14 protein-coding genes, 6 tRNA genes and 1 other annotated feature are annotated in these 15,723 nt (G+C 50.3%); of the genes, 10 read left to right on the top strand and 10 right to left on the bottom strand.

What is annotated here, in order from left to right:
- Positions 1–169 precede the first annotated feature (169 nt).
- Together QZR21_RS04390 and QZR21_RS04385 are read left to right on the top strand one after the other, a co-directional pair.
- Positions 170–562, top strand: a complete 393-nt coding sequence (locus QZR21_RS04390; protein ID WP_296097009.1) for a hypothetical protein — start codon at positions 170–172, stop codon at positions 560–562.
- Between the two features lie 35 nt (positions 563–597).
- The gene (locus tag QZR21_RS04385) at positions 598–1,359 is read left to right on the top strand and encodes a site-specific integrase (RefSeq protein WP_296097012.1); all 762 of its coding nucleotides are present in this window, start codon (positions 598–600) and stop codon (positions 1,357–1,359) included.
- A 137-nt stretch (positions 1,360–1,496) separates the two neighbouring features.
- On the opposite strand, the gene QZR21_RS04380 is transcribed toward QZR21_RS04385, so the two are convergent.
- Both QZR21_RS04380 and QZR21_RS04375 read right to left on the bottom strand, forming a co-directional pair.
- A tRNA-Lys gene (locus QZR21_RS04380) sits at positions 1,497–1,572 on the bottom strand.
- A gap of 409 nt (positions 1,573–1,981) precedes the next feature.
- Complete coding sequence (locus tag QZR21_RS04375) at positions 1,982–2,218, bottom strand: hypothetical protein (RefSeq protein ID WP_296097015.1); 237 nt, start codon at positions 2,216–2,218, stop codon at positions 1,982–1,984.
- A gap of 176 nt (positions 2,219–2,394) precedes the next feature.
- On the opposite strand from QZR21_RS04375, the gene queF reads away from it, so the two are divergent.
- On the top strand, positions 2,395–2,889 hold the full coding sequence (gene queF / locus QZR21_RS04370) for a preQ(1) synthase (RefSeq protein WP_296097018.1): 495 nt from the start codon (positions 2,395–2,397) through the stop codon (positions 2,887–2,889).
- Between the two features lie 87 nt (positions 2,890–2,976).
- Here queF and QZR21_RS04365 read toward each other — a convergent pair whose 3' ends face one another.
- The 8 genes from QZR21_RS04365 to QZR21_RS04330 form a co-directional block, all read right to left on the bottom strand.
- Positions 2,977–3,660: an energy-coupling factor transporter transmembrane component T gene (locus QZR21_RS04365; protein ID WP_296097019.1), complete on the bottom strand. Its 684-nt coding sequence runs from the start codon at positions 3,658–3,660 to the stop codon at positions 2,977–2,979.
- On the bottom strand, positions 3,657–4,475 hold the full coding sequence (locus QZR21_RS04360) for an energy-coupling factor ABC transporter ATP-binding protein (protein ID WP_296973957.1): 819 nt from the start codon (positions 4,473–4,475) through the stop codon (positions 3,657–3,659). The genes QZR21_RS04365 and QZR21_RS04360 overlap by 4 nt, the downstream gene beginning before the upstream one ends.
- Positions 4,468–5,955, bottom strand: a complete 1,488-nt coding sequence (locus QZR21_RS04355) for a tryptophan transporter (protein ID WP_296097026.1) — start codon at positions 5,953–5,955, stop codon at positions 4,468–4,470. Before QZR21_RS04355 ends, QZR21_RS04360 begins: the two co-directional genes overlap by 8 nt.
- A 58-nt stretch (positions 5,956–6,013) precedes the next feature.
- Positions 6,014–6,230 (bottom strand) — a binding site (T-box leader).
- An 86-nt stretch (positions 6,231–6,316) separates the two neighbouring features.
- A complete protein-coding gene (locus tag QZR21_RS04350; RefSeq protein ID WP_296097029.1) occupies positions 6,317–7,171 on the bottom strand; it encodes a mechanosensitive ion channel family protein in 855 nt (284 codons plus the stop codon).
- Between the two features lie 194 nt (positions 7,172–7,365).
- On the bottom strand, positions 7,366–9,336 hold the full coding sequence (locus tag QZR21_RS04345) for a penicillin-binding protein (protein ID WP_296097033.1): 1,971 nt from the start codon (positions 9,334–9,336) through the stop codon (positions 7,366–7,368).
- A complete protein-coding gene (locus QZR21_RS04340; protein WP_296973953.1) occupies positions 9,317–10,828 on the bottom strand; it encodes a CCA tRNA nucleotidyltransferase in 1,512 nt (503 codons plus the stop codon). Before QZR21_RS04340 ends, QZR21_RS04345 begins: the two co-directional genes overlap by 20 nt.
- A 330-nt stretch (positions 10,829–11,158) precedes the next feature.
- Positions 11,159–12,043, bottom strand: a complete 885-nt coding sequence (locus QZR21_RS04335; protein WP_296097037.1) for a bifunctional 5,10-methylenetetrahydrofolate dehydrogenase/5,10-methenyltetrahydrofolate cyclohydrolase — start codon at positions 12,041–12,043, stop codon at positions 11,159–11,161.
- Entirely contained in the window at positions 12,015–13,682 is a 1,668-nt protein-coding gene (locus tag QZR21_RS04330) for a formate--tetrahydrofolate ligase (protein WP_296097039.1), read from the bottom strand. The genes QZR21_RS04335 and QZR21_RS04330 overlap by 29 nt, the downstream gene beginning before the upstream one ends.
- A gap of 239 nt (positions 13,683–13,921) precedes the next feature.
- On the opposite strand from QZR21_RS04330, the gene QZR21_RS04325 reads away from it, so the two are divergent.
- The 7 genes from QZR21_RS04325 to QZR21_RS04295 all read left to right on the top strand — a co-directional run.
- Positions 13,922–13,997: transfer RNA gene (locus QZR21_RS04325), tRNA-Asn, on the top strand.
- 1 nt (position 13,998) lies between these two features.
- Positions 13,999–14,073: transfer RNA gene (locus QZR21_RS04320), tRNA-Gln, on the top strand.
- Between the two features lie 2 nt (positions 14,074–14,075).
- Positions 14,076–14,151 (top strand) — tRNA-Lys (locus QZR21_RS04315).
- A 5-nt stretch (positions 14,152–14,156) separates the two neighbouring features.
- A tRNA-Glu gene (locus QZR21_RS04310) sits at positions 14,157–14,231 on the top strand.
- A 6-nt stretch (positions 14,232–14,237) separates the two neighbouring features.
- Positions 14,238–14,313, top strand: a tRNA-Val gene (locus QZR21_RS04305).
- Positions 14,314–14,605: 292 nt separating this feature from the next.
- Positions 14,606–15,178 carry a hypothetical protein gene (locus QZR21_RS04300; RefSeq protein WP_156777734.1) on the top strand — a complete coding sequence of 191 codons (573 nt, stop codon included), beginning with the start codon at positions 14,606–14,608 and terminating at the stop codon, positions 15,176–15,178.
- Positions 15,179–15,195: 17 nt separating this feature from the next.
- Positions 15,196–15,723 (top strand): hypothetical protein (locus tag QZR21_RS04295; protein ID WP_296973946.1); only part of this gene is annotated, 528 nt, incomplete at its 3' end.

Below are 15,723 nucleotides of genomic sequence, written 5' to 3'. Positions count from 1 at the left end.
TTTTACAAAAATCCCCGCCGTATTGGCAGTACGGCGGGGAGGCCGCAGGAGGCACCTGCGGCAGGCTGGTCCAGTGCAAGAGAGGAGCCGAAATTATTATACCATCTTGCGGACGTCCGCAAAATGGATAAAAAGGCTCTTCTCCCATTCTATGGAAAGGAGCCTTTTTATGCTGCAGAAAAAAGGAAAAATATGGTATGTCGTCCTGAACTACAAGGAAAATGGGAAGTGGAAAAAGAAATGGATTTCCACGGGAGAGGTCAGCGCCCGGGCAGCCAGGGCCATAGAGAAAGACCTGGAGTACCGCGCCTCCGCCGGACTCATCAAAGTACAGGCGGAAAAGGCAGTGGCCACCCTCTCTTCCCACTTCGACCGGTACCTGGAGCTCTGTGTAAAGCCCCCATCGAAGAAGCCTTCCACCTATGAGAACTACAAGTATGTGAGGAATCGGGTCTGCCGCCTCCTGGGGGATAAGAAACTGGACCGGATTACCTCGGAGGACATCGATGCCTACATCAAGGCAGAACTGGATGCAGGGATTTCCCATACCTCATCCGTCTAGAATACAGAGTCCTGCGGCTGGCCTTCCAGGCGGCGGTGAAATGGAAGCTCATCATCGTAAACCCCTGCGATGCGGTGACGCCTCCTGCCCCTGTAAAATATGAGGCCCACGTGGCCACCATGGAGGAGGTGCAAAAGCTTCTGGAAACCGCAGGCGCCTACGCTATTCCCATCCGTGAAGTGGTGGTATGCCTCGGCGCTCTCTGCGGCCTGCGCCGCGGCGAAATGTGCGCCCTGGAATGGAAGGACGTGGACATGGATGAGGGCTCCCTCACCGTCCGCCACACTATGGCCAGGCGGTACAACAAGGACATAGCGAATGGCCACTACTACAAAGTTTTCAAAGGCTCAAAAAAAACGTCCCTCGTCATCGATGAAGCAAAGACCGAAGCCTCCGCCGGAAAAATATACATTCCCTCCCTGGCAGTGGATGCCCTGCGGCGCATGTACCTGTGGCAGCAGCGGAACCGCATGCTCCTCGGCATGTGTTACACCGATAATGGTCTGGTCCTCTGCCATGAGGATGGACACCCCTGTGCTCCAAACTGGATCTACCAGGAATTCGAGGCACTTCTGAAAGAAACAGGGCTCCCCCACCTCCGGGTCCATGACCTTCGCCACACCGCCGCCACCCTCCTTCTGGAGCAGGGCGTTGACATCAAACTCGTATCGAGGCAGCTCCGGCACTCGGATACCGTCATCACCCAGAACCTCTACCAGCATGTTACAGACCGCCTGGCCCGCACCTCCGCCGATGCCATGGATGCCCTCTTCGAAAAAAAGGAAAAGGCCAAATAAAAAAATCCCGTACCCTGCAACCCAGAATACGGGATTTTTTCATTTGGTAGAAAATTTGGTAGAAGATAGGCCATTTCAGACCCTTTGGTAGAAAATATAAAAGCTCGAAACCTTCGATAGTTTCGAGCTTGATTGACTGGTGGACCATCAGGGGTTCGAACCCCGGACACCCTGATTAAGAGTCAGGTGCTCTGCCAGCTGAGCTAATGGTCCGTTCAACGAAGATGATTACATCATTTTCGGGGCTTTCTGTCAAATCTTTTTTTATGTGATGTAAAAGATTTTTCAAGGCCCGCCGCCCTCATCGGGCAACAAGGATACTATACCATATATTTTTCGTTTCTGCAAATTAGAATATAATTAGATGAGATGAGCGGCGTATGCCAATCGTATGGATGGGGCTAAAGGTGGTGGGTCAGCGTCGCTGCGCTTGCTGACCGGGTTGTGGGTGCTTCGCACCGGGGGGCATAACGTGGATTTGCCGCCGAAGGCGGCTATAGAACCTTATGCCCCCGCTGCGCCAAGGCATTAGCCTTGGCAAGCAGCCACAACCTGGTCGGGCCAGCGGAGCGGAGCCCGACCCACCACCTTTAGCCCCATTCACATGTGCAGCCGCCACTCATCAATAGTGTATCCCGTACTTGTGCTTCAGTTCTTCTATGTCCTCCCGCATTTCCCGGTCGCACTCCTCCAGGGCTTCTTTCAGGTTCGGCAGGTGCTGCCGGGCCATGAAGGCTTTCTTGGCGCTGGATGTTTTGTAGATGTGGGCCAGTTCTTTCTTGTAGGATGCCATGAATTCCTGCAATTCTTCTTCGGTCAGCTCCTTTTCATCCATCTTGTCACGGCCTTCTGTATTCATGAATATTTCACCCCTATCTAATCCTATGGGAAAATATCCCATCTATAGTATCTGAATAAACTGTACCATAGGCCGGGCTATTCTACAAGGAGTCCTGGATTACCATGTTTACATCTTCTCTTAACTATGCTATTCTTGTAACAGTTACATAGAATTTTATTAATACGAGGTAACCTATGACACAAAAAAGAGAAGGTCTGGACCAGCTCACCCAGCTGGGCAGCCGAAATACGAAGTATTTCTATGATTATGATCCGAATCTTCTGGAAAAAATTCCCAATAAGCATGAAGACCGGGATTATTTCATCAAGTTCAATTGTCCTGAATTCACGAGCCTCTGCCCGAAAACGGGGCAGCCCGATTTCGCCACCATCTATATTTCCTATATTCCTGATAAATGGATGGTAGAAAGCAAATCCCTGAAGCTCTACCTTTTCAGCTATCGGAATCACGGTGATTTCCACGAAGACTGCGTCAATATGATTATGACCGACCTGATTCGTCTGCTCCGTCCCCGCTATATAGAAGTATGGGGCAAATTCCTTCCCCGCGGCGGTCTTTCCATTGATCCTTACTGCAATTACGGCATTCCCGGTACGGAATGGAAAGATTTCGCCCGCTACCGTCTTCTTCACCACGATATGAATCCGGAAAAAGTAGATAACCGATGAAAAAAAGCACTGAAATGAAAACATTTCAGTGCTTTTTTATGCATAGCATGATTAATAACATGCCCTGGCCAAAGACCGGTTATTTCATTACATTCCCATCTTCACCCGTCCATAAATGACGGCAATGGTAATAATAAGGATGAGAATCATAAAGAAATAATCCTTTCCTTTCGGTGCCACGCTTTCCATGAATGTTCTCCTGGATCCACCAAAGCCCCGGAGTTCCAAAGAAAGAGCCATGGTTTCACTCCGTCCCAGAGAACGGAGCATCAGCGGGCGGACAATAGACATATACCGTTTTACCTGCTTGAAGAAATTGCCTTTTACCGCCAGCCCACGGCAGGCCTGGGCTTCCGATACAGCACGGTTTTCTTCAATGAAATCAGGAATAAAGCGAAGGCCAGCGGTGAACATGAAGGCATATTCATAGGGTACCTTCAGCTGTCGTACCATGGATGCCGTCAGGTCCTGGAGTTTCACTGTACCAAGGAGATAAATAAAGATAATGGTCATGCCCAGCATGCGGAGGGCTGCTACCACGGATTCCGTAGTGCTGCCGCCGCCCACCTTTTCAATGACTCCGAGAAGGGCTGCAAAAATAATGAGCATAATCAGGGCTTTCAGGTTACGGATGAGTTCACCGGACACCAGAAGGACCAGCACTTCCAGAATACAGAGGGCAAGGAGGCTTTCCGGCTGGTGGAGAACGATAGCCCATACGGCGGTACCGAAGGTCAGCAGAATTTTTGTCAAAGGTACCAGGTTTCTCATCTGGAAGCACCTCCTTTCCGAAGGATGAATTCTTTACAGAAGCTCTCCATATCCCGGCAATACGGTGACCCAGGGAGCCGGCGTCCCAGAAGAACCGCCGGCGGATAGGCAAGGCCCCAGTCCTCCGGACGATTTGCCTCAGAGAAAAGAATTTCCGGTTTATCATCAAAGACCACTTTATGGCTAGCGATGACTACTACCCTTGTGCAGTCCCGGGCCACGATATCCATATCATGGGTTACAAGGATAATGGTAATTCCCTTTTGCTGGAGACTTTCCATGAGCCCCATGAGCCGTTTCTTTTCCCTACCATCCTGGCCGCTGGTCGGTTCATCGAGGACCAGAAATTCCGTATCCATGGCCAGGGCCGAAGCAATGGCCACCCGCTGCTGGTCTCCGCGGGAAAGGGTTCTCGGATATTCATTTTCCAGGGCCCTGGTATCCGTATCTTCCATAGCCCGGTCAATGGCACTTTCCAGTTCTTCTCCCCGCTTTCCCTGATGGAAGGGGCCAAATGCGATTTCTTCGCGCACCGTGGGCATAAACATCTGCCGGTCCGGCTGCTGGAATACATACCCGATAAAGCGGCTGCGATCAGACGCTTCCTCTTTCGTTACATCGGCTCCATTATAAAGCACCCTGCCGGATGTCGGTTTTTCCAATCCCGTGAGCAGCCTGGTAATAGTGGTTTTGCCGCTGCCATTTCTTCCTGTTATAGCTACGAACTCACCCTTATCGAAGGACAGGGAAATATCATCAAGAACAAGGGGCATATTCTTCGCATAGCGGAATGACACATTCTTCAGTTCAAGCATTTTCTCTTCCTCCTTCCTTAAAGGAATCAACCACCGACTGTTCAGCGTCCCGGATATTCAAGAACGGTTTTTCAAAGGACACGCCCCAGTCTTCCAGTTCCAACTGGGCCCGATACATGTCCGGAATAGCTTCTTCATAGATATGGTTTTTCTTCATATCCCGCATCACTTCTTCCGGTGTACCCTGGCTCACAATTTCACCTTTATTCATAAGGACAAACTTCTTTGCATAGGGAAGGGTGGCTTCCAGATGATGTTCTGCCACGATTACCGTAAGGCCTTCCTTCTGATTCAATTCGCCCACCATCTCATAGAACTCCCGGATGCCTTCCGGATCCAGTGCGGAGGTCGGTTCATCAAAGACAAGGACCTGCGGTTCCTCCGCCAGTACAGCGGCAACTACGAGACGCTGGCACTGGCCGCCGGAAAGGGTGGACACCTTTCTTTCTTCCAGGCCATTCAGATGGACCTTGGCCAGGGCTTCCCTCGAACGGCGGCGGATTTCATCCGGAGGGAATCCATGGTTTTCAAGGGTAAAGGCCATTTCTTCACCCACCGTCAAAGTAACGATCTGTGCTTTGTAATCGGAAAGAATAACGCCGATGGAAGAAGCCAGGTCTGCGATGGTGTGCTGGGTCACCGCTTTGCCTCCGGTGAATACCATGCCTTTCATGGTGCCCCCATAGTAATGGGGAATAGCGCCGGCCATGGACATGAGGAGCGTGGTCTTACCGGCACCGTTCGGCCCGGTAACAACGATGAAGTCCCCTTTTTCCGCAGCCATGGACACATCTTTCAGCGCCGGTTCCTTCGCAAAGGGATAAGTATAAGTCAGATGTTCCACGCTGATGACCCCCTCCTGGCTCTGTTCAAGGACCAGGCCGCTGTGATCACTATCCTCCACGTCGGACTCTGCCATGTAGTGCATGGACTTGAAAAGGCGAAGTGCCGGGAAATAGAGGAACGGCGTAATGATGCCATTTCCGATACCTACCATGGCAACCGCCGGAAGCATGCCATAGAGGAATACCTTCATCGGAATTCCCATAACCACCGTCAGGATAGCCACGAAAGTAAAGCCGGAAACACAGGTAGTAATGAATCCCGCAATCGCCGGACGAAGAGAAAATTTCCCAATCTTAATGGGCGGTACGGAATGGGCAAAGAATCCGGCCACATAGGCCCCGAAGAATTCGGAAGCGAAATCGCCATAGGGGAAAGCGGATTTACTGGTGAAAACTTCCATCAGCGCCGCCACCATGCAGATGCCAAGGCACTGCTTATAGCTGGGCTTCGTGAGAAGGATCGCCACCACATAGCAGGCAATCATCCAGTTCGGCGTGAACCCGGCAACCGATGGAGATACCAGGTGCAGCAGCATGCCGATGGCCAGCATGAGTGTGGAAATGGTGAGCCACCGGAACCTGCCCCCTCTCGCCTTGGTGAAGACAAGCTTTGAAACATCCATGACCCTTTCCATAATAACCATCCTCCTGAAAAATAAATACTAAAAAATCCTTTCGCTCCCTGCTCGAAAGCAAAGGGACGAAAGGATACAATTCCGCGGTACCACCCATATTGGCAAAATGCCCGGCTCAAATTCCATAACGGAGAATTCCGTCAGCACCTACCCCTTACGGCTCAGCGCTGCACCTCCCAGGCCCATTCACATGAACTGCCATACCGGACTTCCACTTGCGCCGGCTCCCTTGGATGGCTTCCATTCAGGCTACTCTTCCTGTTCTGCGGTTTTCTTATATGAACAGAGTATATCACCGGCATATGGGAGTGTCAATAGGAAAGAGAAAGCCGGAATATGCAAAGGCCAGCTGAAAAGCAGCTCATTCCTTCGCTCGATGCACCACCACCTGGGGAAAGGGAATATCGATTCCCGCCTTGTCGAAGGCTTCTTTCACCTTGATATACAGCTCATTCTGGGCGTCAAAGTACTTGGTCCGTTCTACCTGGGCCCTCACGTAGATACGTATAGATGATTCGGCCATGCCGCTCACATAGACAGGAAGGTCTTCCTTATTCAGCACATAGGAATCTTCCGCAAATAATTTTTTCAGGAGCGCAATGCATTCCGGCAGATTCGTATCGTAGCCGACGTCAAAAGTAAATTCCAAATTCCTCGTATCAAAGGCAGAATAGTTCTTGATGACGCTGTTGATGAGAGAAGAATTAGGGATAACGATCATCTGGTTTCCCAGGGTAGAAATCAGGGTATACATGATACGGATATCGGTCACCGTGCCCTGGTTTCCTCCGACCTGGATATAATCCCCCACCCGGAAAGGACGGAAAATAAGGATAAATATACCGGATGCCACATTTCCGATATTGTCCTTGAGACCAAGACCGATAGCCAATCCGATACCACCGAAAGCTGCGGCAAGAGTCCCTGCCGCCACGCCTGCCGTACCGAGGGCCACAATGGCTACAATGGCCAGGCAGAAAAAGAAAATGATTTCAGAAATGAACGTCTTCGCCGAAGGGTCTACACTGCTCCTGTCCAGGATATGCTCTACGGCTTTCCGAATATACCGGCAGATTATATATCCTATGATAAAGAGGATGACCGCCTCTATGAGATCGATGCCCTTGGTAAAAGCAAACATTTTCAGATCTTCCATAAATTTGGCAGTAATGCCGATTTCATCGGTCACTACTTTGGTCACTGCATTTGGTTCCACGATTGTATCCTTTCTTCAAATTAAAGGAATTTAGACAGTTATATTGTATCATAGTCCGAGAATCGGTGGCTGGTAAGTGACACAAACGGAGTGAATAGGGCTAACAGTTGTGGGTTAGCTGCAAAGACATGCATCACCCCCCTGCCAAAATGCAAAAATCAGCAGTCGCCCACCTGGGACGAGCTGCTGATTTTTCAGTCATGATGGGAGAAATGGACCTTCACATTGTCTCCCCTGTGTACTCTGGCTCCTATACCCGGACTCTGGCTATCGGCGTAGCCGCTGCCATCAGGCTGGAATCCCAGCCCCGCCCTGGTGAGCCATTCCCCCACGTCCCGCATGGACCAGCCGGTAAAGCTGGGCAGACGGAATTCCTTGGCATTTTCCGGAGGAAGTTTTGGTTTGTACAGTTCAATAGGTTTATTCTGCGGTTTGGCATGGTTTGCCTGGTCATCCAGCGTAGGTACCTGGAGATACCGCATGATCTGGGTCATAGCCTCCTTGAAGACCGGCGCTGCTACCTGCCCGCCATAAAAAGTTCCCTTTGGCGTATCCAGTACCACCAGACAGATGGCCCTGGGGTCTTCTGTGGGACCAAAGCCGCAGAAAGAGGCGATATACTGGCCCTTCAGGTAGCCGCCGTTCCTGGCATCCAGTTTCTGGGCAGTTCCCGTTTTTCCGGCCATATGGTACCCCGGTATCTTTGCATTGGTACCGCCGCCTTCGGAGACTTCCTTCTCCATCATATCTTTTACTTCGTCCGCCACGGTCTGAGAAATCGGTTCTCCGCTGTATTCGGTATCGGTGACTTTATAATCGCTGCCGTCCGGATTTTTGATGGACTGGATTACATGGGGCTTCACCATTTTGCCCCCGTTAGCAATGGCACTGTAGGCCTGCACCATCTGGAGCGGTGTCACCGCAATGCCCTGGCCGATAGACATGGTGGCCACATCGATAGCCCGCATTTCTTTCGGATCAAAGAGGATACCGCTGCCCTCACCGGGAAGTTCAATGCCCGTGGGCTGGCCGAAGCCGAACTTCTTTGCATATTCCGTGAGTGTCTTTCCTCCGGTGAGAAGGCCGATATGGGCAAAGCCGGTATTGATGGAGAATTTCAGGATATCCACCAGCCGCACATCCCCGTAGGATCCATCATCCCAGTTCCGGATGGCATGGCCCGATGCCCAGACTGCGCCGGGATCATGCCACACCCGCTGTGTATCATAGGTGCCGGCAGAAAGGGCAGCAGAAGCAATAATCGGCTTGAATGTGGAACCCGGTTCATAGATATCTACCACCGCCCGGTTCTTGAATTCCGCTTCTGTGGCTTTATCAAAGTGATTGGGATCATAGGATGGACGGTTTCCCAGGGCCAGAATGGCCCCTGTTTTGGGGTCCATCACAAGAATAATGCCTCCATTGGCATGGGTCTCCGACATGGCCCGGTCAAGTGCCCGTTCCGCATAAAACTGGATATTCTGGTCAATAGTAAGATATACAGATCGTTCCTTATCCGCTTTATAGGGCGCCATAGCGGACTTCAGGATAGGATTTCCCCTGGCATCGGTCAAAATATGCTGCTTGTTCGTCCCTCCTCGGATGAGGGTATCCAAAGATTTTTCGAGGCCATCCAACCCCTTATCGTCATATCCGACAAAGCCCAGTACATTAGCTGCCATTTCCCCGTTGGGATAAAACCTTCGGCTTTCATCAAAAAAGCCAAAGCCCTTCCATTTCTTATCCTTAAGCAGTTCTTCCACTTTTTCAGAATCTTCCGGGTCCATGATTCGTTCAAGCCATACAAAGCGGGTTTTCTGGCTCATAGCTTTGGCCAGGTCCCCTTCTTTTTTATGAAGCAGCGGCGCCAGTTCTTTAGCCGCTTCTTCGGGACTTACATTCATCATGCCCGGATCCGCATAGAGGGACTTCACCATGATGGAAAAAGCCAGTTCCTTCCCATTGCGGTCATAAATGGTACCGCGAGGTGAATAGAGAGTCTGGATTCCTTCGGTCTGTCCCAGGGCCATGTCCTCATAATGATGACCCCTGATGATCTGGGTCCACAGCAGTTTCCCTGCAAGAATGACCCCTATGGCACAGAGAAGGATGGAAAGGGAAACCGTTCTATTCCGCATGCGGTTTCTAGGTGTTTCTCTTTTCATTATCCCGTCTCCTCTTATATCTTATTGCCGCCTCATGGAGAACCTCCGGCGTATTCTCCAGATTTCCGTTCTGCACACGAAGAAGAAGGTTCTGCATTCCCTCAGCCACATAGGGGCCAAGGGCTTCCGGTACCTCTTTTCCATAGTGCAGTTCATGGGTTGAAACAGGCATGGAAAGAGCCAGTTTCTCCATATACCGGCCAAAAGCGCTGTGCCCTTCCGTATCGGACAGTTCCTTACCACAGCCGATAATATCCGCATTCCCCAGGTCCGTCATCTGAACAAAGGCTTCTGCCATATCACGGGAAGAGGAAAACACTTTATTTCTAGCCATGGACCGGATCCATTTCAGTCCGTCCGCCTCAGGCACATTAGCAAAGTAGTGAAACTTCATGTGATTTTCCACAAGCCACACCACCCGATCCGTAAAAGGTGTCGGACGTTTCCAGCGGGTCAAGATCCCCCTGGCCATTTCGGCCCCCTTGGTATCGTGGCCATAGTCTGTTAATTTTCCCTTACGGACAGCTCGGATGCCGGGCATACCCTTCCCCACATCATGGAGAAAAGCCGCCCAACGGTTAACGAGCACCGGTTTCGATGCTTCCAGCACCGCCAGTGTGTGGTACCAGCCATCGTACTTATGAAATTCCTTCTGCTGCGGAAGTCCTACAAGATGGGACAGTTCCGGCAGTATGGGAATATCCGTAAATATGCCTTTTTCTTTGGCCCGGCAGGAGCAATCGGCAAGCCCGGTCCGCACCATCAGGTCAAATCCCCGGGCTGCATGGGACGTCACAATGAGCTTGTCCACTTCATCCCGCACCCGTTCCAGAGAAAGGCCTGATACCCGGGGAAATGCAGACTTCATTCCCTCAACGAGGCTGGAATCTGCCATGAAATCCAACTGACCCAGGAACCGGCAGGCCCGGAAGAGCCGAAGCGCATCTTCCTGGAACCGGTCTGCCGCATTGCCCACGGTCCGAAGCCGTTTATGCTCCAAGTCTGAAAGGCCATCAAAATAATCATAGAGCACGCCATCCCGGTCCAGGGCCATGGCATTCACCGTAAAATCCCGGCGGCTCACATCCTCCTTCAAGGTATCAGAAAAAGAAATCTCCTCCGGCCTGTGCGAATCCTGTCCATACACTTCCCTGCGAAATGTGGTGACTTCGTAATTCTGCCCATATACCACCACAATGACCGTACCGAAACGGCGGCCGCCGCCATCGACAGCTTTCCAGCCCTGCCTGCCGGCAATAGCCATAGTCTCCTCAGGCCTGGCGGAGGTGGTAATATCCCAATCATTCGGAATACGGCCCATGAGAAGGTCCCTCACACAGCCGCCCACCACAAAAGCCTCTTTCCCCTCCCTGCGAAATGCAGAAAGGATAGAAAGAGCCCCTTCATCAATTTTCCCGATTCTTTCATCCTGGGGAGGGACCTGGAACCGGTCCTTCCGAAGATAGCTGGAAACGCGGTGAATGAAACCCATGGACTGCCTCTTTTCGAAATTTCTCATCAATCACTGATGTAAATTATTATATACCGTCCGCAGACGATGGAAAAGGGGGACGGCGGACAATACAAGCGGGATTGAGACTGGGGCAGAGATTGAAATTTGGAAAAACAGGTTCTGCGTTCCATTTCCCATCATCGCTTCCCCAACACTATTGGGAAGCGATGATGGACATCTCCCTTCTAAAAAGAGAACCCCATGCTGAGTCAATTCTACGATATAGAGTAAGAGTCATCAGGATTATATCTGAACCGGATCCGCTATCTGTCAAAAAAAGCCGTGATTGCTCACGGCTTTTTCTACAGATTATCCACGCTTTGCCAGCTGTTTCTCACCTGCAGCAATGATATTTTCTATGACCATGGTCGTAGTCACGCTGCCAACACCTCCAGGGACAGGAGTGATGGCCCCAGCCTTTTCCGCCACTTCTTCAAAGGCCACATCTCCCACGGTCTTGCCATTGACCCGGTTAATGCCTACGTCGATGACCACAGCCCCTTCTTTCACCATGTCTGCAGTCACATAGCCTGCATGGCCCACGGCAGCCACCAGGATGTCAGCGTCCTTTGTGATGTGTGCCACATCCTTTGTATGGGAATGGCAGATGGTGACGGTGGCATTCTTCTTCAGGAGCATCAGGGACACCGGTTTGCCGATGACGTTGCTCCGCCCGATGACTACAGCCTTCTTTCCATCGGGATTGATATGGTAATGGTCAAGGATAGCCATCACTGCCCGGGGTGTACAGCCGAAGAGCCCTTCTTTTCCTGCAAAGAGGCGGCCGCTATTGGTATCGGTAAGACCGTCCACATCTTTGTCGGGATCAATGAGGGAAATCATTTTCTCTTCGGAAATGCCCTTTGGAAGAGGCATCATCATGAGGATGCCCGTGATTTCCCGGTCATGACTGAGGTCTGTAATGAGGCTCCCCAGTTCTTCTTCCGTAATGTCTTCAGATTCCCGGAAGATTTCAGATTCTATACCATATCCCTTGGCCACTTTCTGCATAAACGATGCATACATGGCAGAAGGTTTGCTGCTGCCAGCCAGGATAATGGCCAGTTTCGGTTCCAACTGCTGCTTTCGAAGCTTTGCCAGCCTCTCTTTGAGAACCGTTTCCAGGGAGGCTGCCGTTTCTTTTCCGTCCAGTATTTCCGCCATCTCAGAAGAGCCCCGTAATGTTTCCATCATCATCTACGTCGATCCGTTCAGCTGCCGGCCGTTTCGGAAGACCCGGCATGGTCATGACTTTGCCCGTCAGGACAACCACAAATCCGGCACCTGCAGAAATTTTGACTTCTCTTACATGAAGAGTAAATCCGCTGGGAGCGCCCAGTTTGGAAGGATCATCGGAGAAGGAAACCGGCGTCTTGGCAATGCAGACCGGTACATTTCTGAATCCCATTTCTTCAATGTGCTTCAGTTCTTTTTCCGCAGCGCTGTCATACTGTACATTGGCGGCGCCATAAATGTTTTTCGCAATGGTTTCAATCTTGTCCTTCAGGGACAGGTCCAGGTCATAGAGAGGTTTATAGGAAGAACCTCTGTCAATGGCTTCCAGCACCTTACGGCCCAGGTCAAGACCGCCCCTGCCGCCATCCACAAAGACTGTGGATTCAGCCACCGGTACCCCCGCTTCCCTGCAGGCATCTTCAATAACTTTCTTTTCTTCCGCCGTATCGCTGGGGAACATATTCAGGGCAACCACAATGGGCAGTCCGAATTTCTTCAGGTTTGCCACATGACGGAGCAGGTTCGGAAGTCCTCTCTTCACTGCTTCCGGATCCGATTCAGTGAGTTCATTCTTTGCTTTGCCGCCGTTCATCTTCAGGGCACGGATAGTGGCTACCAGTACAGCGGCGTCCGGCTTCAGGCCTGCAAAGCGGCACTTGATATCCAGGAATTTTTCTGCCCCCAGGTCAGCACCGAAGCCGGCTTCCGTAACCACGTAATCCGCCAGATGAAGGGCTGTCTTCGTGGCAAGAATGGAATTGCAGCCATGGGCAATATTAGCGAAAGGACCGCCATGAATGAAGGCCGGTACGTGTTCCAGTGTCTGCACCAGGTTCGGCTTCAGGGCATCCTTCATGAGGGCCGCCATGGCACCCTGAGCATGGATATCACCGGCAGTGACCGGCTTATTATCATAGGTATATCCTACGATGATCTTGGCGAACCGTTCCTTCATGTCCCGGATAGAAGTAGCAAGGCAAAGGATAGCCATAACTTCAGATGCCACGGTAATGTCAAATCCGCTTTCCCGGGGTACCCCATTTGCATGACCGCCAAGGCCTACGACAATGTGACGGAGAACGCGGTCATTCATATCCATGACCCGGTTCCACACCACCCGGCGGGGATCGATGCCGAGGACATTGCCCTGCTGGATATGGTTATCCACCATGGCAGCCAGGAGGTTATGAGCTGCGGTGATTGCATGGAGGTCACCGGTGAAATGAAGGTTAATATCTTCCATGGGGACTACCTGTGAATAACCGCCGCCGGCAGCACCGCCTTTAATTCCCATGCAGGGGCCAAGGGATGGTTCACGAAGGCAAATCATGGCCTTCTTGCCAAGCTGGGCCAGGGCCTGTCCCAGACCGACAGTGGTGGTTGTCTTCCCTTCCCCTGCAGGAGTTGGAGAAATAGCGGTCACCAGAATAAGGTGGCCCATAGGCTTCTTTTCCAGTTCCTTTGTAAATTTCAAAGAAAGTTTTGCCTTATAGGGACCGTAATTTTCCAGGTCCTCTGCCGGAATACCAATGGAAGCACCAATTTCCGTGATGGGCTTCATTTCCGCTTTCTGCGCAATTTCAATATCGCTTAACATTATTGTCCCCCTTACTGGCATAACACAAGTGTATAATACGACTTCATTATAGCATAGGGGTAGCGGAAATGGGGTTAAAATCCAATTATACAGAATATACGACCTCTTTATTTACTTGCATTTCAAGAATACTGCTTGTCCTATCATCGACTTTCTAAATTCTTTCCATATTTTAATAAAAAAGATATTGCGAAAATGTAAAAGATTTGTTATTATAATTCACGTACTCACGTACAGATTCCTGAATAGCTCAGCCGGTAGAGCGCGTGACTGTTAATCACGATGTCGCAGGTTCGAACCCTGCTTCAGGAGCCATAGGGGTATCGCCAAGCGGTAAGGCAACGGACTCTGACTCCGTCATGCGTAGGTTCGAATCCTACTACCCCTGCCAATGATCCATTAGCTCAGTCGGTAGAGCACTTGACTTTTAATCAAGGTGTCCCGCGTTCGAGTCGCGGATGGATCACCATATGTGGCCTGTTCGTCAAGTGGTTAAGACACCGCCCTTTCACGGCGGGTTCGCGAGTTCGAATCTCGCACAGGTCACCAACATACGGGCGATTAGCTCAGCTGGGAGAGCGTCTGCCTTACAAGCAGAATGTCGGCAGTTCGATCCTGTCATCGCCCACCAAAGAAAAGCAACCGGGAGGGTTGCTTTTTGTGTATGCAAAAAAGATATAACTTTCCGCATTAGTGGATCAGAATGGTTTGTACATTGCCGGTTTTGTGACTCATGTCCTGCTGCACTGGTTTGGGATATGCTTGACACTTATAAAAAAATTATATTATCATAATATATATAGATAATTAAATTTATTTAGGATAAATATCTGTTTTGGTATTTAGGCAATATTTTACTTAGCTCATAATAAAACTGTTATGTTATTATTTATTTTTTTAGGAGACCGGGAGGTGTCATGCAAATGAGGAGAAAAGGGGTATTAACACTGGTATTGGCAGCTTTGGTGCTGGGGACGATGTCAGTGGAAGCCGGATTTAATCTGGGAAGTTTAAAACTGCCGCAAATCAATCTTCCTGGAGAGGAGGCTGGCGATTCCAAACAAGGAGCTTCAGTGAGGAAGGACTCCAAAGTATTTACATTTAAAGGGCATATTTTTGTGAAAGGTCAAGATGGCGAACGTAAGCCGCTGGAAGGAGTTATTCTTTATGGACCGGCGGTGGGTGCTTATACCGATAACTATGACGGTATTGAGCTGAAAAGTGTCGATGGTCATACATTATCAATTGAAGGCGGTGATGCAGTAGAGGTTGCAAGAACTGATGCACGGGGATATTTTGAAGTGACTGTTGATTTCAGCAAAGGTCTTTATTATGATATTATTTTCAGCAAAGAGGGGTATGGTGCCGGTTATTTTTCAAGACTGACAATGCCTGATCTTGGTAATATAATGGATATTGAACGGGGAGAAGATTTAAGGTATACGCTTAGGCCGGGGAAGGGAAAGTTCGTTCCTCATCGTATGGGAAGATCGTAAGAATGGGAGGTGTCAATATGTCCAACGTAAAAAGATTATTAATATTAGGGATAGCAGCAGGATTAGCTTTCAGCGTTATGGGGAATACGGCTGCCGGTTTCAATCTTGGAAAAGTATTGAACAAGGTCGGTGTTTCTACGACGGAATCCAGTGAGGAGCCTTTATATGAGGGGGAACCGGCAGACGGTACAAGAGAAAATGGTATGGTTTATAATGCAGAAGTCCATGGCTGGTATGATGAGAAAACAGGAGCCCTTCTTTCGAGAAATGATGCGGAAGCGCGCCGAATGCCGGCGCCTCCCGGGCCGACTACGGCGAAATGCGATTTAATTTATGGTATCGTGAAAGCGGGACGGGAAGATTTAGAGGTGCGTCTGGAAAATAATCTTTTGATACTCAAAACCCGCGGTTCTCTTTGGGATGGCGGAACAGGCGAAAAGGGAGAAATAAGTATCATACTTCCGGAGGAATGCAAAAAAGGTGTAGTCTATAAACCTAAAGCAGATCATTACTTTACTTTTGATAAACCGAACAGGGACGGTCCT

Source organism: uncultured Dialister sp., from assembly GCF_900541605.1.
Lineage (GTDB): Bacteria > Bacillota > Negativicutes > Veillonellales > Dialisteraceae > Dialister.
The sequence above is the reverse complement of the archived record's forward strand: the minus strand, read 5'-3'. Positions and strand labels throughout refer to the sequence as shown.